This window comes from Aquitalea sp. USM4 (genome assembly GCF_004328945.1).
In the GTDB taxonomy this organism is placed as follows: domain Bacteria; phylum Pseudomonadota; class Gammaproteobacteria; order Burkholderiales; family Chromobacteriaceae; genus Aquitalea; species Aquitalea pelogenes.
In genome coordinates this window covers 3860358-3878400 of record NZ_CP029539.1, presented here as the reverse complement: position 1 = coordinate 3878400, position 18043 = coordinate 3860358, and the positions used below count along the sequence as shown (strand labels likewise).

Annotated in this window: 11 protein-coding genes; 7 read left to right on the top strand and 4 right to left on the bottom strand. The window is 57.1% G+C overall.

The features are described 5' to 3' along the window. The first annotated feature begins 141 nt into the window (after positions 1-141). The 7 genes from DKK66_RS17805 to DKK66_RS17775 all read left to right on the top strand — a co-directional run bounded on the left by DKK66_RS17805 (position 142) and on the right by DKK66_RS17775 (position 13492). Positions 142-1386: an ammonium transporter gene (locus DKK66_RS17805; protein WP_165494221.1), complete on the top strand. Its 1245-nt coding sequence runs from the start codon at positions 142-144 to the stop codon at positions 1384-1386. Between the two features lie 903 nt (positions 1387-2289). Next, positions 2290-2811 (top strand): hypothetical protein, encoded by a 522-nt coding sequence (locus DKK66_RS17800; protein WP_131360207.1) that lies wholly within the window; start codon positions 2290-2292, stop codon positions 2809-2811. An 84-nt stretch (positions 2812-2895) separates the two neighbouring features. Next, the gene (locus tag DKK66_RS17795) at positions 2896-9396 is read left to right on the top strand and encodes a type I polyketide synthase (RefSeq protein WP_131360205.1); all 6501 of its coding nucleotides are present in this window, start codon (positions 2896-2898) and stop codon (positions 9394-9396) included. 125 nt (positions 9397-9521) lie between these two features. Further along, complete coding sequence (locus DKK66_RS17790) at positions 9522-10208, top strand: ABC transporter ATP-binding protein (RefSeq protein ID WP_062790864.1); 687 nt, start codon at positions 9522-9524, stop codon at positions 10206-10208. Positions 10209-10236: 28 nt separating this feature from the next. Continuing rightward, positions 10237-11523, top strand: coding sequence for an ABC transporter permease (locus tag DKK66_RS17785; RefSeq protein WP_131360203.1), 1287 nt, complete (start codon positions 10237-10239; stop codon positions 11521-11523). Beyond that, complete coding sequence (locus tag DKK66_RS17780) at positions 11523-12278, top strand: outer membrane lipoprotein-sorting protein (protein WP_242673516.1); 756 nt, start codon at positions 11523-11525, stop codon at positions 12276-12278. Before DKK66_RS17785 ends, DKK66_RS17780 begins: the two co-directional genes overlap by 1 nt. Then, positions 12275-13492, top strand: coding sequence for a hypothetical protein (locus DKK66_RS17775; protein ID WP_131360201.1), 1218 nt, complete (start codon positions 12275-12277; stop codon positions 13490-13492). The genes DKK66_RS17780 and DKK66_RS17775 overlap by 4 nt, the downstream gene beginning before the upstream one ends. An 80-nt stretch (positions 13493-13572) precedes the next feature. Here the strand turns inward: DKK66_RS17775 and DKK66_RS17770 are convergent, their stop codons facing one another. From DKK66_RS17770 to DKK66_RS17755, 4 genes are all read right to left on the bottom strand, one after another. Continuing rightward, complete coding sequence (locus DKK66_RS17770; RefSeq protein ID WP_045844859.1) at positions 13573-14064, bottom strand: aminoacyl-tRNA deacylase; 492 nt, start codon at positions 14062-14064, stop codon at positions 13573-13575. A 73-nt stretch (positions 14065-14137) separates the two neighbouring features. Continuing rightward, a complete protein-coding gene (locus DKK66_RS17765) occupies positions 14138-15388 on the bottom strand; it encodes an NADH-quinone oxidoreductase subunit F (RefSeq protein ID WP_131360199.1) in 1251 nt (416 codons plus the stop codon). Between the two features lie 2 nt (positions 15389-15390). After that, positions 15391-17022: an FAD-dependent oxidoreductase gene (locus tag DKK66_RS17760; RefSeq protein WP_131360197.1), complete on the bottom strand. Its 1632-nt coding sequence runs from the start codon at positions 17020-17022 to the stop codon at positions 15391-15393. Next, positions 17019-17666, bottom strand: coding sequence for a 2Fe-2S iron-sulfur cluster-binding protein (locus DKK66_RS17755; RefSeq protein ID WP_131360195.1), 648 nt, complete (start codon positions 17664-17666; stop codon positions 17019-17021). Before DKK66_RS17755 ends, DKK66_RS17760 begins: the two co-directional genes overlap by 4 nt. Positions 17667-18043 lie beyond the last annotated feature (377 nt).

Genomic DNA, 18043 nt, shown 5'->3' with positions numbered 1-18043 from the left:
CGCGCAATTGATGGCCAGCTGCCATCCTTCCTGCCCCTGCACATTCTTTTGATCTGGAGCAAACAGGGCTATCGTGCCTGAGCGCAGCATTCGATCCACAAAATATTAGTAATTAATTATTTATGGATAAGGATGTGAACGATGACTGCTCCAATCCCGCCTCTTAATGTGGGCAATACCGGCTTCATGCTGCTGTGTGCCAGCCTGGTCATGCTGATGACGCCCGGACTGGCTTTCTTTTACGGTGGCCTGGTGGGCCGCAAGAATGTGCTGACCATCATGGCCCAGAGCTTCATGTCGCTGGGCTGGACTACGGTGCTGTGGTTTGCCTTCGGGTATTCCATGTGCTTCGGGCCAAGCTGGCATGGCATTGTCGGCGACCCCACTTATTACGCCTTCATGCATGGCGTTACCCTCAACACCATGTACACCGGCAATGACGCAGGTATTCCGCTGATTGTGCATGTGGCTTACCAGATGATGTTTGCCATCATCACCCCGGCGCTGATTACCGGTGCTTTTGCCAACCGGGTGACGGTGAAGGCGTATTTCCTGTTTCTTACCGGCTGGCTGGTGCTGGTTTACTTCCCCTTTGTCCACATGATCTGGAGTCCGGACGGCCTGCTGGCTAAGTGGGGCGTGCTGGATTTTGCCGGTGGCATCGTGGTGCACAACACTGCCGGTTTTGCCGCACTGGCTTCGGTACTGTATGTGGGCCGGCGCTCGGTAGTGGAAAACAAGCCGCATAATGTGCCCTTGATTGCCCTTGGCACCGGCTTGCTGTGGTTTGGTTGGTATGGCTTCAATGCCGGGTCCGAGCTGCGGGTGGATTACATCACCGCATCGGCCTTTCTCAATACCGATGTTGCCGCCTCGTTTGCCGGTACGGCCTGGTTTTTCCTGGAGTGGTCGCATGCCCGGCAGCCCAAGTTCATCGGTTTGCTGACGGGTGCGGTGGCGGGCCTTGCCACCATTACGCCAGCGGCGGGCTATGTGTCGCTGGGTACGGCTGCCGTCATCGGCGTGATAGCCGCCGTTGTGTGTTACTACGCGGTGCAGCTGAAAAACCGCCTGGGCTGGGATGATGCGCTGGATGTATGGGGCGTGCACGGGGTGGGCGGCTTGCTGGGGACATTGCTGCTGGGGGTGTTTGCCAGCAAGGCCTGGAACCCGGCGGGCGTTGACGGCTTGCTGATGGGTAATCCGGATTTCCTGTGGAAGCAGGTGGTAGCTGCGGTGGTTTCCGGTTTGTGGGCCTTTGGCTTTACCTACGGCATGCTGTGGCTGATCAACAAGATGACGCCGGTGCTGATTGACGAGCATACGCAGGAAACCGGGCTGGATCAGACCTTGCATGGTGAGGAGGCTTACAGCGGCAGCTTGTGATGTTGCTTTGCCGCTTTTCTTCTGCGTGGCGCACGGGTGCTTCCAGTTTCAGCCTGTGCGCTGAGTAATACCTGGGCATGGCCTTGTTTGGCAGTGCCGCGTGCAGGCTGCATTACCGCTAATGCAGCCTGTCCTGCCCCCGTGTGTGGCCGCAGTTTCCCGCTATGTTGCGGGGGCTCTGCGAAACAGATTGGTTTTGCTGCGGTCTTACACCGAGTCTCTTCGGGGCTGAAACCTGGCCAATTCATGCACGATCTTCGGTGCCTTGGCTGATGTAGCCAGGTGGCCTGTCTCACCGAATCAGCAAGCCGGTATTCTCAAGGCCTGGTTTGCTGTTCCATGTTGATTCCTCTCCCGGCTGTCCTGCCTGTCTGCCATGCCTGTAGCTGCTCGCGGTATGGGGCACCCTCATCTTGTTGCCGCAATTGCTCTTCTGTCTCCCTCCAGCCTGTTTGGGCTACTGCTCCTTGAATTCTTCATTGTTTATTTCCTGTTGTGCTTTTGAATAAGCATTCGGTGGGTTGTGTCCATTCGTTTGATTATTTCATCGTGCCTTGAAATAAGGCTGGTGCTTTCTTGTGGTGCGTGAGTCTGTCGAGTGCGCATTGGTTTTTGTATTCACTGTTTGAAAAATATCAAGATTGAATTTGAAATATAATTTTCTGTATTTGTTTTGGCTTTTTTCTGATGGAGATTTATTGGCATTTGTGGTGGCTTGTATATTTTGTGCGATCATTTTAGTGTCGGCTTGCTTGATTTTAATCAAATGACTTGGGACTTGTTGATTAATCTGTCTTTTAGGATGGTGGACTGAAAATTTTTTATGGTATTGAATGGGTGCTGTTTTGCTTTGCTGAGATGAAAGTCAATTCAACTGTTGCAACACTATTCTGGGTTATTGATATGTCGCTTCTCGAAGTGGGTTTGCTGGATTTAAATGATCAGTCACGTTTGTTGCAGTATGAGCAGGCAATGTATCGTGCATTTGCATCCACTCCGATCGAAACAGACGGAGTCTGGACGGTTGATCACGCTGCAAGGCGGATTGCCACTAAAATTCCTTATAGAAACCAAATTATTATTGCTGCTGATTGGCATGGCGAGCTGGTGTCTGCTGTATCCGTCAATATGGATATGCAGAATGAACTGCAATTGGAAGGTCTGGGATTTCATATTGTCCGCGAGCCTGGGCTTGCGGTGGAGGCTTTGTCCATGTTTGCCAATAAAACCATTATAGGGCGTGAGATATTGATGGCTCGTGTGGCCAGGGAGTGTGGCGCAATTTTAAAAGAAAAGGGCGTGAAAGTATTGTGGGCTACTTGTGAGAAAAAACATTATCGCGCATACGTCGCTGTTGGCTTTCTAAAGTATGAGGAAGTGATGTTTCATGGTCGGGAATTATGTCTGATCCGTTATGCGCTTTGATTCAAACAGGTGCGCCAAGAGTGAAATTCTGGTTTGGATAGTATTTTGAAAGTGAATGATTTTTGAAATTTTGCTGATGTTTCGATGAGGAAAGGACGGGTCATGGAGGTTGCAATCGTTGGTATCGGATGTCGATTCTCTGGCGGTGTGCGCAGTCCGGCGGATCTATGGAATATGTTGCTGAACAAGCAGGATGGCATGGTGGAAACACCGCCAGATCGCTGGAGTAATGAACGATTTTATGACCCTGACCCGGAAATTCCCGGCCGTATGTATGTAAAAAAAGCAGGTTTCCTGCACGATTCGCTGGAAGAGTTTGACCCGGAGTTCTTCGGCATTTCCCCGCGCGAGGCCGCCATCATGGACCCGCAGCAAAGATTGCTGCTGGAGGTGGCGCAAGAGGCGCTGGATGATGCCGGCTACGCGGGTCGTGTGGCGGGACGCACGGTTGGTGTTTATATCGGCGGGTTCACTGCCGACAATATGGCGGCCCGGCATTCCAAATATGCCCGGCATGCCATTTCCATGCACACGCCCACCAGCAGCACCTACACCATGCTTTCCAATCGTATTTCCTATGTGTTTGATTTGCGTGGCCCCAGCATGACAATAGATACGGCCTGTTCTTCCTCGCTGGTGGCACTGCATGAAGCGGTATCTGCCTTGCAAAGAGGCGAAATTGAAATGGCCATTGTTGGTGGGGTGAATGCCATGATTCGCCCCGAAACCTTCATTTCCATGTGCAAGGGCCATTTTCTGGCGGCCGACGGGCGCTGCAAAACCTTTGATAAAGACGCTGATGGCTATGCCCGGGGAGAAGGAGCCGGCGTCATCATATTGCGCAGGCTGGATCAGGCGCAGGCACAGAGTGACCGTGTTTATGCCGTCATCCGGGCGACAGGTTCCAATCAGGATGGCCGCACCCCCGGCATTACCGTTCCCAACCCGCAGGCTCAGGCCGCGTTGATGCAGGAAGTGACAGCCCGCTCCGGGGTGGCCCCGGAGGATATCGGCTATGTGGAAGCCCATGGTACTGGCACGGCAATCGGCGACCCGCTGGAACTGGCATCCATTGGCAAAGTGCTGGGCGCTGTGCCGGGGCGCAAAAATACATTGCGCGTGGGTTCCATCAAGGCCTCCATCGGCCATACCGAAGCCGCAGCCGGAGTGGCCAGCGTCATCAAGACGGCGCTGATCCTGCATCACCGCACCATTGTTCCGCAAGCATGGCTGAATGAGCTGAATCCGGCCATTCCCTTCGACGATTACCGGATTAGCGTGCCGCAGCAGCTAGAGCCGTTTCCGGACGACTACGCCTTGCCTGCTGCCAGTGTGAACGGTTTTGGTTATGGCGGCAGCAATGCCTATGCCGTACTGGTGGCAGCTCCGCCAGTCACTGCCGCAGATGACAGCCAGAGGCCGAGGGTGGATTCCGCACGTATTTTCCCGGTATCCGGCCGTAATGAAGAAGGGGTGCGTACCTTTGCCAAGGAACTGGCAGAACAAGTCAGCACCTTGGACGGCACGGCAGCGCTTGATGCGCTGGCCGATGCAGTCTGGCTGCGCCGTGTTCATCAGCCCTTGCGCTACGCACTGCCATATCAAGACAAGCAAGATCTGCTGAACCGGCTGGAGGAAGTGCAGGCTGGTAGTGGCAAGGCAGCTGCCCGTGTATTGCCAAACGGCAAGCAGCTGGTATTTGTTTTCAGCGGCATGGGACCGCAGTGGTGGGGCATGGCACGGGATTTATGCCGGGCCGAAGGGCGCTTTGCCGAGGTGGCCAGGGAAATTGATGCCATTTTCAGGCCGTTGGCTGGCTGGTCCATCATCGATGCTTTGATGACGGATGAGGCACATTCGAAAATGGCGCGTACCGAAGTGGCTCAGCCGGCAAACTTTCTGCTGCAAATAGCGTTGGCAGCAGAGCTGGAAACCCTTGGCGTGCGGCCGGCAGCGATTGTGGGGCATAGCGTGGGTGAGGTGAGTGCCGCGTATTTGTCCGGCATGCTGAGCCTGCAAGATGCAGTCAAAGTTTCCTATCACCGTTCCAGACTGCAAGGCCGCATGGCAGGAACTGGCAGCATGCTGGCCGTGGGCATGTCCGAGGCGGCTGCCCGCGAACGCTTGCAGGGTATGGCTGGCGTTGAAATAGCTGCCATCAACAGCCCGGCCGGGGTGACACTGGCGGGTAATACCGTCCAGTTGCTTGATCTGGCCGAAGCGCTGAATCAGGAACAAGTGTTCAACCGCATGCTCCGTGTCGAGGTGCCATATCACAGCTTCCTGATGGAGCCCATTCTGGAGGAGCTGGCCACGGTACTGGCCGACATTCAACCTCGCCAGCCTTCCATTGCGCTTTATTCCACGGTCACGGGCCGGCAAGTCGGGCCGGAAAGCCTGTGGGACGCAAGCTACTGGCTCAGCAATGTCCGACAGCCGGTTTATTTTGCTGACGCGGTTTCCTCTTTATTGGCCGATGGTTATCAGGCCTTTCTGGAGCTGGGGCCGCACCCAACCCTGAGCAGCAATGTATTGCAAGTCATTGCCAGCAAAGGGGAAACCGGTCGCTGCGTTTCCACCCTGCGTCGTGAGCAGCCAGATGTCGCCAGCATCCGTCAGGCGCTGGCTGAACTCTACACCATGGGCGCGCTGGACGGAGCACAGCCGCCGGGTGGTATCACCGGGGCCGTCAGCCAGCAGGATTTGCCGTGTCACCAGTTCCAGCGCGTGCATTTGTGGAGCGAGGAAGCACTGATGCGTCGCGACCGCCTGGGAGATGTCGACAAGAAGGTATTGCCAGGCTTCCGTACCGAGTCCAGTTCGCCGGAGTGGGAGTGCGACCTGAGTGTCGGCGCCTTGCCATGGCTGCACGACCATGTAGTGGCGGGCGCTACCTTGCTGCCTGGTGCTGCTTATCTTGATGCGGCACTGGCTGCAGCAGCCCAGCTGCATGGTGCTGAACAGGTGGTGCTGGAGGATGTTGCATTCATTTCTCCGCTGGTCATTGCCACGCACGAAGCACCCATGCTGCGCCTGTCAGTGGACGAGGGCAGTGGTGATTTCTTCATTCGCAGCCGCAATGACGACGAAGCTGGCTGGGCGCTACGGGCAAGGGGCAGAATCGTCCAGTCCGCTTACGCGCCAAACCGGGTATTGCACACACAGGCAGACATGCTGGCACAGGAGGAGCGCCTTACCGTCAGCGGCGAGGAGCTATATGCACGCCTGGAGCAAATCGGCCTGCATTACGGCACTGCTTTCCGCCGCATCGTGCAAGCCGAGGTTGGCGAGAACACCATTCTGGCCCGTCTGGATGGTATTGCGTCAGATCGTCACCAGGCCCATCCCGCCGTGGTGGACTGTGCTTTGCAATGCATGGCCGCCTGGGCCTTGCTGGCGAGCGAAAAGGCCAGTGGCCCGGTGGTGCCTGCAGCCGTGCAATCGGTCCGCCAGTTCGGGCCCTTGCCGTCCAGTGTGCAGGTATTGGTCACCAGGCTGACCCCGCGGCATGGCGAATCCGATATGGTGGCCGACATCCTGCTGGCGACAGCGGATGGAGACAGCGTGCTGGAGTTGTCACGGGTGCAGTTCCGCCCGATTTCTCCCCGTCAATCCATTGCCAACGAGCTGGAACCCCTCTGGTATCAACTGCTATCCGAACCCCTGGCACTGGATCCGCCCGGCGAGCCGGACGAGGAGGCAGCCGCCCCGGCCCGTATGGCTTATCTGATTGTGGATACGGGGCAGGACCGTAGCCACTGGGCACAGCAAGAAACCAGTGCCATGCCCATGCGCTATGTGCGCTTGGCCGAGCAGGAACCGGCAAAAGCCGCTGATTTGCTGGCCCCGCAACTGCATGCACTGTTGAGGGAGGTTCAGGGCATGTCCATTACCGTGCTGATCTGCTCCGCCGGGGACGGAGAAGCCAGCCACACAAGGCATGTAGATGGCCGCATTGACCCGAACCCGTTTGACATGGATCGGGCGCTTACGGCAATGGCGGCACTGGTGGGCGCGGCCATTGCCACCCAGGAAGTCCTGGCTGCCCAAGAGGATACCCACGGCACCGTGCCACAGGTTCGCGGAGTGCTTGTTACCAGTAATGCGCTGGCAATCAGCAATGATCAGGTGCCATGCCTGAATCAGTCTCCATTGCTGGGGGTGCGCCGGGTATTGCGCAATGAGTATTCAGCCTTGCGCTGGCGCTTGCTGGATTATGACCGTCTCCCCGGTTTCATCGCCTTGCATGACCTGCTGGTGCGCTTGGAAGTGCGTGCGCCAGAAGCAGATGAAGTGATGATGCGTGATGGCGTGGCGTATGTGCAGCGACTGAAACAGAATTTTGCCGACCATAAGGCGCAGCTGGAAGAAGCACAGCCGTTGCGTGATCCGGAGGCAAACTTTGCCATTGAATTTCCGGCTTCCAGGTTGCTGAGCGACCTTGCACTCAGAGCCATTCCACGCCAGGCACCACAATCCGGCGAGATTGAATTAAGGCTGGATGCGCTGGAGTTGAATTACAAGGACGCCATGAAGGCGATTGGGCTGCTGGGCGAAAAAGAACTTGGCTCAACCTATTTTGGTACAACGGTGGGCATGAGTGGCGTCGGTGTGGTCAGCCGGGTCGGGCCGGATGTGCATGATGTCCGGGTTGGCGATGCCTTGATTTTTGGCTGCAAGGGCATGGCGCAGCGCTATGTCACCACCCGGCTTGATAATGGATTTTTTGTCAGCAGGGACCCTGCCATTCCCATTACTGCTTTCAGTGCCATGGTGCCCTTGCTGACCGCCCAGTACAGCATTTTCCACGCTGCCAGGGTGCAGGCCGGAGAAATTGTCCTGGTCCATGGTGCGGCTGGCGGTGTTGGCATGGCCAGCATCATGGCCGCCAAGGCTGCGGGTGCAAGAGTGTTTGCCACAGCCAGCACGGCGGAGCGCCGGGAAATGGTGAAGGCCATGGGCGCGGAGCAGGTCTTTGATTCCCGCACCCTGAATTTTGTTGATGAAATCATTGCCCTGACTGACGGGCATGGGGCCGATGTCATCATCAGTAGCGCGCCAGGCGAAGTGATTGCCGCCAATCTGAAAGTGGCTGCAGAGTTTGGCCGTGTGGTGGAAATAGGCAAGCTGGATATTTTCACTTCCCGCCAGTTATCGCTGTCGCCATTCGAGAAGAATCTGTCCTTCATTTCGGTTGATATCGACAGGATGAGTGCGAGTGCGCCCGAACTGGTCAGGCAGTTGCAGGACGAGATCGTGGCCATGATCCGTTCGGAAAAATACCAGCCCTTACCCACGCATTTGCTGCCATTGTCACGCATGGATGAAGCCTTCCACATGGTGCAGCGCTCAAGTCATATTGGCCGGGTCATGCTTGATTTTCGCGATGCCGATGTGTTGATCAAACCGCAAATTCCTGCAACAGCAATACACCCGGATGCCAGTTACCTGATTACCGGCGGCTTTGGTGCCTTTGGACTGGCCACCGCACGTTGGCTGATGAGAAAAGGAGCCCGGCACCTGGTGCTGATGGGGCGCAGCGGTGCTGTCACCAGCGAGCAAAAGTTGGCATTGGCCGCACTGGAAGCCGCTGGTGTGAATGTAGTGACTGCCAGGCTGGATATTGCCAATCTGGACCAGCTATCCAGCTGGATGGCAACCAGCGGGCGGCAATTGCCACCGATACGCGGTGTGTTTCATGCGGCGGGCGTGGTACAGGACGGTCCGTTCAGTGGCTTGACCGAGCAGGTCATGCGTCATGTGCTGGCACCAAAAGCCTTGGGCGCCATCAATTTGCACCGTGCAATACAGGCAGAAAAAATCAGTCTGGATTACTTCGTATTGTATTCCTCGATAACTGCCATCAATGGAACCGTGCCACAAACATCGTATGCCGCGGCCAATACCATGCTGGATAGTCTTGCCGATTATCTGAAAGCCCAGGGGCAAGCGGTGACAGCCATTAACTGGGGAGCACTGGGTGGTGGAGGCATGGCCGAAGCCTCGGACGAAGTTGCACGCTATCTGGCCATGATGGGGCTGCATCTGATTGATATGGACCATGCGACAGACTACATGGACTACGTCATCGCCAGCGGTGTCGGGCATGCCATGATCTGCAAGGTGGACTGGGGCGTGTGGGGACAGGCTTATGGTGCTTCAGCTGGCACGACCCGTTTTGCAGACATCGTCAACAAGGCGGCTGCCGGAATGGGAAGTGGCAATGCCGTGCTCAAGGAAATCATGGCGCTACCCGATGCAGAAAGAGTCGACGCCTTGATTGCAGTCCTTATCAAGCATATTTCGTCGGTCATGGGGATTGCTGCCGACAGCATAGACATTCACACGCCCTTGTCGGAATTGGGCATGGACTCCCTGATGGCGGTCGAGCTGAACCTTAGTTTGACCACCGTGCTTGGGGTGGAATTGTCTGTGCTGGAATTCAATCGCGGTGGCGGCTTGGCTGCATTGGCAGCCCGTTTGCTACCACGCATGGTGGAGGCGGAAAAGGCCAGGCAAGCTCTACGCAATGCCCAGGCCCAGGCCGACGAAACCACGACAGACGGTCCTGCCCACGTCAAATAGAGTGACCGCAGGGTTGGATAGAAGCGGGTTGGCATTGCTTGCGCGGGCAGGCAATGCCTGATTCCGCTCACCGCGCAAGCGCGTTTGTTTGGTGAGGGGAAGGGTCTGTATGGCGAAAGGCAGATATGGCTAGTGATATTCCATTATTCAAGCTTGAAGGTGTTGAAAAAGAATACCGGGTTGGCAGTCAGCATATCCATGCTCTGCGGGGTGTTGATTTACAAATAGAGCGTGGCGACTACATGGTGATCTGGGGGCCGTCAGGCAGTGGCAAATCCACCTTGCTTAATATTCTTGGATTGATAGATACGCCCACGGCAGGAGCATTGACCTTTGATGGCCGGCAGATAGAGGCCTTGTCTGATAATGATTTGTCCGATTGGCGTAGTCGCAAGATTGGATTTGTATTTCAGAATTTTAATTTACTGCCGGTACTGACTGCACTTGAGAATGTCATGCTGCCCTTGCAGGTGCAAGGCATGCCAGTTCGGCCAGCCAAAGAAAAAGCGCTAGGTATTCTCGATAAACTGGGCCTGATGGAATTCTGCACACTCAGGCCGGATCATCTTTCCGGTGGGCAGAAACAACGTGTTGCCATTGCCAGGGCATTGGTGACCGACCCATTGCTGTTGATTGCGGACGAACCCACTGCCAATCTGGATTCCAATACCAGTCACGAAGTGATCAATCTGATTGAATCCATCAATCTTGAAATGAAAACCAGCTGTATTTTCACCACCCATGATCCACGTTTGCTTGATCGTGTGCCACGAAAATTAAGGTTGGTGGATGGCGTGGTTTCATGCTCGTGATGGGTAGAAGGTGCAAGGGGGGAGTGCAATGAAACTTGTGGGCCTGGCGTGGCGCAATTTATGGCGCAATCGACGTCGCAGCATGGTGACAATCAGTAGTTTGACCTTCGGCTTTGCCGCCATTGCCATTTTTGCAGGCTATACCCATGCCATTTATGCCGGTTTGGGTAATACCGCCATTTATGCCGAGGGCGTGGGCCATCTGGTTTTGAATCGGCTGGATTGGGAAGTCAAAGGCAAGCTGGATCCTGGCAAATACTTGTTTACCCCGGAGGAGGTAAACAAGGTGCGGCAGATTGTACAAGATGCACTCCCCAAAGCGGATGTAATACCACGTCTGCAGTTGGCCGGTTTGCTCTCCAATGGGGTGAATAGCAGCATTTTTATAGCCAATGGTATTACGCCGGAAGATCAGCACCGCTTACTTGGGCCATTCAAAACCCGACATGGCATGCTGGATAATGACAAGCCGATGGGCGGGGTGGTGGCCGAGGGCTTGGCAGGCATGCTGGGGCTGAAAGTCAACAATTTTGCATCCATCCTGGTCAGTACCGTTAATGGACAGGCCAATGCGCTGGACCTGGATGTAATCGGAATCGTCAATACCGGCAATATTGCTACGAATGACAAGGCAGTTACCCTGCCCTTGGCCATGGCGCAGACATTGCTGGACGCTGCCGGTCGGGCTGATTATCTGACCGTGTTGCTGCCCGAACTAAATGACGAAGCAAAAAGAGATGTATTTCGCTGGGCATTTGAAAGTATTCCGCCTGACGCTGCCTATATGAATGCCCTGAAAGCGCGGCTTGAAAGCAGGTTCAAGGCTGCCGGGTTGCAGCTACAAGTGAGGACATGGCAGGAAATGTCGGTATTTTACCGGCAGGTAAAGACAATGTATGACATGATTTTTACCTTGATCCTGTGTGTGGTGGTGGCGATCGTGGTGCTATCCATCGCCAATTCGGTCACCATGTCTGTCGTGGAAAGAACAAGGGAAATCGGGACATTACGTGCCATTGGTGTGCGGCGTCACGGCGTGATCACCCTTTTCATGTACGAGGCTTTTATTCTGGTGTTTCTTGGTCTGTTACTGGGCGCCGTGCTGATGGTACTGGTGCGTGCCGGGGTAAATGGATCCGGCATTACTTATGTTCCACCAGCCAATACCGTGGCGGTGCCTTTGTATATCGGGGTGGATTGGTTTAGAAGTGCAGTTGCTGCTGGTGCCATTACCTTGCTTGCATTATTCGCCGCGTTGCTGCCCGCCTATAAAGCTGCTTATCGTTCAATTGTCGAATCACTAGGGCATGTGTAATGAAAAAATATCAAATGGCATTCTGTTTTATATTGGCTGCATATGCACAGTCAGGTATGGCTGCCATCTCCGAGCCGATTGATGTGGCAGCCCTGCTAAAAGGGTCGGACCTTGCCCGCGGCGGCGGGGATATCGCAGGCCTGAGCTGGGAAGTAAGCACGCATAGCACTGGCAGCGGCATGGACAAGCAGACGGACCAGAAAATGATTGTCAAGGCCAATCAGAATGCCAGCCTGGTGGAGGTGACTTATCCCGAAAATGTCAAAGCCTCCAAAATGTTGCAAGTAGAACGCAATATGTGGTTAAGCAAGCCTGGCTTGAAAAAACCGGTCGCCATTTCACCAAGGCAGCGTTTTACCGGTCAGGCCGCTATTGGCGATGTCGCAGCGACAAACTATGCCAAGGATTATGCGGCAAACCTGGTCGGAATTGAAGAGTGTACAGGTAAGCCCTGTTATCGGCTTGATTTGAAATCCGTCAATGCGCAATCGACTTATGCCAGGATTGATTACTGGATTGTCAAGGACACCGGTCTGGCAGTGCGTGCCGTATTTTTATCTTTGGGCGGCAAACCATTGAAGACGGCAACCTTCTCTTATCAGAACAAAATCAAGGTTGACGGAAAGGTAATTCCATTTGTCGATGAAATGATCATCAAGGATGCATTGACCGATGCCAATACCACCTTGGTTTACAAGAATGTCAAGATTCAATCCATTCCTCCAGCCATGTTCAATGTCATGAATTTGCAATGACATTACTGCATGTTTTTCTTATCCTGCTGACGCTTGGTTTGTCATCCACACCGTCCCGTGCAACAGAACTGCATGCGCCGGTAGCAGAGCCTGAAGCTGCGCCATCGTTTTCGTATTCTCTGGAAAACCTGTTTTATACCAGCGGTTCGGCAGTTCGGCATGATGGGTTTTATAACCCGGATAACAGGCTGGTCAATTATCCTCGGCAGTGGTCGGTGGCGGATATGCGTGGCAAGTGGCGTGTGGATGATGGGCAGCAAACACTGCTGTTACAGCCCAGGCTGCGCTGGCAGGAGAGAGTATTTGAACATGATACAGCTGCTTATCCAGGAAGTGCTGCAAGTTATGATGTGACGGATATCAAGCTGGATCAGGCATTCTGGCGTTGGAATGGAGGGGCAAATACCTTCTTGCTGGGCCGCGAGGTATTTACCTGGGGGCCTGCTACCTTTCGCTCTCCCAGCAGTCCGGTATATTTTGATGCCAGCAAGACTGACCCTTTAAGCCTGCTCTCCGGGTTGGATATGCTGCGCTACAGTTATGCGATGGATGCACTGACAGCAACGCTGGCTTATGTTTATGCATCGTCGGCGGTGGACGATACGCTGAATTACCAGAATGTGTCTCAGCTGAAACTGGATTATCAGACCGCTGACAGCCTGCTGAGCATTAATCTGGCAAAACAGTTTGCGACTGCGTCGAATATCAGCTTTGTTGGCGGTTTCATGCAGCGTTCAGTCGGCGACGCATGGCTGGTATATGCCGAAGCAGGGCGCATGAGCAGGCCGCAGGGTGAGATGTCCAGTCAGTTGCTGGGTCTGTCTTATACCTTTATGGGCGGTCAGGTACTGACCGCCGAGTATCTGCATGGACATAGCGACTGGGGACGGATGAATGGCCGGCAAATACTGGATCGGCGTGCAAAGGGCGGGCTGGCAATGGCTGCTGCGGATGATGCCGGTTTGTGGGGGAGAAATTATCTTTGGCTTGGTTTGAATAGTAATGTGCAGGACAGCAATCAATTCTGGCGACTGGAGCTGACCCGCAATCTGGATGATCACAGTGTCAATATCGCCGCATATTATGAAAAAAGCCTCAATCGCTACCTGAGCGGATTTGTCCATGCCAGTCGTAGTCTGGGCGGGGCGACTCAGGAGTTTGGCTGGTTGCTGCGCAGTTCTTTCACGCTGGGGCTAAAGTGGTTTGTCTTCTGATGCCATCCGGCTGCTTGGCAGGTGGTACGCCAGCATCGTGATAAACGCAAGCGTACCAATTGCTGCTGTTATGGCTGGTGTTATTTCTCCAGCGCCACCTCCACGCAGCGGGCTTGCAGCAGGCGGCCGATGTCCAGCGGGGACATGGCCACTTGCAGGCCGCGGCGGCCGCCGTTGATGTACACCCTGGGTAAATTGAGAATGCTGGCTTCCATGTAAACCGGCATGGGCGTGCGGGTGGCGAAGGGGCTGGTACCGCCCACCAGATAGCCGGAGTGGCGGTTGGCAATGTCCGGCTTGCAGGGCTGCACTTTCTTGCAGGGCAGCTGGCGGGCCAGTTCCTTGGCCGATACCTTGCGGTCTCCGTGCATCAGCACCACCAGCGGCAGGCCGTCCTGATCTTCAAACAGCAGGGTCTTGATGACGGCGTGTTCGTCCACCTTCAGTTCGCGTGCCGGGGTGGCGGTGCCGCCGTGTTCTTCATAGCTGTAGGCATGGCAGCTGAAATCCACCTTGTTATCCAGCAGAAAACGTAGTGCCGGGGTGCTGCCGGCGATGCTTGCTTGGCGCATGGTCTTGTTCCATTACTGTTGTTGGTCCGGCAGCGGCTGGCTGCCGGCGTGTCTGGTTTCAGGCTGGGTCGGCTCAGGCCTCTGCCGGTGCCGTCAGGCCGTATTCTTGCGGGAAGGTGTGCATCGAGCTTTTCACCACGGTGACAGCACCGTCTATCAGCCCGCAGCGGCCGCTGCCGGGCAGGATCTGGCACAGGTGTTGCAGTGCATCCAGGTCGGCAGGGCTGTGGCGGCCGCCGTCCACCCGGTCCAGCAGGCGGGCCAGCTGGAAGGTGCCGCATTTGCAGGACGGGCACTGGCCGCAGGAGCCCTTGGCAAAGAAGTCGATGTATTCCGCCACCTTGCGGATGATGCTGCTGCCTTCGGAGATGACAATCATCGCCCCGGTGCCCAGCCGCGAATGGCGCAGCCATACCGAGTCGAAATCCAGTGCCACGTCCAGGTCGCGTGCGGTGAGCAGGGTGTTGGACGGGCCGCCGGTAAACACGGCCTTGAAGGCCTTGCCCTGCAGCATGCCGCCGCCGTAATGGAACACCAGTTCCTGCAGGCTGCTGCCCATGGGTAGCTCGTACAGGCCGGGGCGCAGTACGTCGCCGGACAGCGAGTACAGCTTGGTGCCGCTGGCCTTGCCTACGCCCAGTGCGCGGTACCAGTCGGCACCATGGCGCAGGATGTGGCTGACATTGGCCAGGGTTTCCACATTGTTGATCAGCGTGGGCTGGCCGTTGATGCCCTGTTCTGCCGGGAAGGGCGGCTTTTTGCGCGGGAAGGGGAAGCCGGCTTCCAGCGAGGCCACCACGGCGGTTTCCTCGCCGCCGATATAGCGGCCGGAACTGGCCACCACCTTGATTTCCAGCGGGTGGCCCAGGGTCTGCTCCAGCTGTTGCAACAGGGCGCTGTGTTGCCATTGGCTGACTGCCAGTTGCATGTGCTGCATGCTTTGGCCCTGGTGAGGGTTGATGTAGAAGATGACGCAGGCGGCGCGCACGGCCAGCGCGGCAATCAGCGCGCCTTCCACTACCTGATGGGGCGATGCGCTGAGCAAGGTGCGGTCCTTGAAGGTGCCCGGTTCGTCCTCATTGCCATTGCACACCACGTATTTGCTGTCGCCCACGGCATTGGCGGTGGCTTCCCATTTGCGCCAGGCCGGGAAGCCGGCACCGCCCATGCCGCGCAGGTCGGCGTCGGCAATCTGGCGGATGATGGTGCTGCGGGCACTGAGCGCCGCTTGCAGGCCAAGTCCGCCCCCTGTCTGCAGCCAGGCGTCAAGGTTTGGGCCTACCTGCACTGCCGGGTTGAGTAGTACCTGATTGAGTTTTTCCATGATCATTTCTCCTGGGCGCGCGGGCTGGTGGGGCGATGCAGGGCGAGGCGGGCCTGTCCCGGATAGAGCAAGGGGGCTTGAACGCTGGCGTCCAGCCCGGCCAGTGCCAGCTGGCGCTGCCAGCGGTAGACGTGTTCGATGCCGCCGCGCAGGGGCGGAAGCGATGACTTGTGGCGGGCGGCTTGCGCCAGCCGGGCGGCCTGGCGTCCGGCGCGACGGCCAAAAGCCAGGATATCCAGTAGCGCATTGCCCATCAGCCGGTTGCGGCCATGAATGCCGCCGGTGATTTCACCGGCACACAGCAGACCGGGGACTTCGGTCTGGCCGTTGCCGTCGATGATGACGCCGCCGTTCTGGTAGTGCAGGGTGGGGTAGATCAGCATGGGCTCGCGGCTGGGGTCTATGCCGCATTTGTCGGCCAGGTGCTGCAAGGCAGGCAGGCGTTGTGCCAGTCCCGGCCCCAGTGTGCGGGTGTCCAGAAACACGCCGATCTGGCCATTGCGTTCGATGCCGCGCCCGGCGGCGCATTCGCGCAGGATGGCAGCGCTTACCACGTCGCGCGGGGCCAGTTCTTCGACAAAACGCTCGCCCAGACCGTTGACCAGCAAGGCACCGCCGGAGCGGGCAGCTTCGGATATCAGCCCGCCACGCAGTCGTGCCGGCCAGGCCACGCCGGTGGGGTGGTACTGGAAGGCGTCCATGTCACGCAAGCTAGCACCCAGTCGGTAGGCCAGCACCAGCCCGTCGGCGGTGGCGCCGTAGTGGTTGGAGGTGGGAAAGCCTTGCAGGTGCAGCCGGCCGCAACCTCCGGTGGCCAGAATGGTTTGCCGGGCGGATACCACCATGAAGCGCTGGTATTCCAGGTCGTACAGCACGGCCCCGGCGCAGCTGCCGTCCTCGTGTGACAGCAGCTCCACCACCGGGCAGCGGTTGAGCAGGGTGATGGCCGGGTCCAGTTCCACGGTTTCGCGCAGCACGCGCATCATCTCCAGCCCGGTGTAATCGCGGTAGCACAGGATGCGTGGCTGACTGCAGCCACCGGCTTGCTTGTAACGCAGCTTGCCACCGTCGTTGAGCGGGTCTTCCAGATCAAAATGCATGCCCAGTTCAATCAGCCAGCGGATGACGCCGGGTGCATCGCTGGCCATTTGCGCCAGCAATTGCGGATTGGCACATTTGTGGCCGCCACGCATGGCGTCGTCAAAGTGTTGTTGCGGGCTGTCGCTGGCCGCCAGTGCGGCCTGGATGCCACCTTCGGCCATGACGGTATTGCTGTCGCCCAGTCGTAGCTTGCTGGCCAGCATCACTTGCGCGCCGCTGCGCGCGGCGGTCAGCGCGGCGGCCGCACCGGCACCGCCGCCACCAATCACCAGTACATCGGTGCTGCGCTGTTCGGCACCGGCCAGGTCGAAGCCGTCGATCAGCGCATTGCTTTGCAGCAAGGCGGCCAGTTGCGGGTGGCAGGGTTGGCCGCGGCTGGGGCCGATTTGCAGCAAGGTGCTGGCATTGCTGTCGCTGTCCGGGTGGTATTGCGCCAGCAGCGCGCTGCGCGACAGGTCGGCGGGGCGCAGCGGTGGCTGGGCATGGGCGGTCAGATTGGCCAGGGCTTGGGCATAGGGAATGGCGCTGTTCATGCTTCGCTCCTGGGGGTGTCGCTGCGGGTGTTGATGGCCAGCTCGCCACGGGCTTGTTGTTCCAGGCGGCGAAGCAGATCGCCCGGGCGCAGGTTCTGGATGGCCTGGGCGCGGCGCAGGTAAAGGCCGACATGATTGGGCCGGATGTTTTCCGGGCAGGCCAGGGTGCACAGATTGCACATGATGCAGGTGTCAAACAGCGCGGCGGCGGCTTGCAACTGGCCGCTGGCCGCCAGTGCCATGCCTTGCTGAACCGGTATATGCCGTGGGCAGGCGCGGTCGCAGCCGCTGCAGTGGCGGCAGTGGGCGAGCTCCGGAAAGGTTTGCTGCAGCTGGGGCAGGGCCTGCCAGCCATCACGCAAATCATGCGGGCGGTAGTGGTGGACGTGGTCGGGCAGGTAGTAGTCGATAAAGCTGACCTGCATGCCGTCCTCTACCGTGGTTTCACAGGCCAGGCGGGTTTCGGCACTACGCTCACCGGCCTTGCGGACCAGGCAGCGGCAGGAACCGCACACGCCCTGGCCCATGCAGCCGATATTGGCGGTGAGTGGCGAATCGCCTTCCAGGCGGGTGTGCAGGATGGAGTTGCCGGGTGTGGCATCCACCACCTTGCCATCAATGCTGATGCGGATGGTTTCACTCATGGGATTGTCCTCAAGCTTGGGTTGCGGCCAGTGGCGGCATGTGGTGCTGCCTCTGGTCGGGCCGTTGCTTGTGCTACTGCAAGGAGCGTGCCACGCAGTGAAAATTCTTCAAGGCGTTGAATGGAAAGAAAAAACCATGAGTCGCTTGTTGCCGTGCGGAGCAAGATCAACGGAAAACCGTGCTTCTGCCGGACTGCGGTTTACGGAAAACCTTACGCGGGGTAGTGATTTGCGGGATTTGGCTGGCAGAAAGGCAAAGTGCGGATTTCCGTACTTTTAAAACAGTGGATTCGCGGCTGGCCGTACTTTTAGTGTTTTGCCAATGGCATTGTTCATTCAAATCAATGACATGCAGTGACTGTTGCGTGGCATGGGGC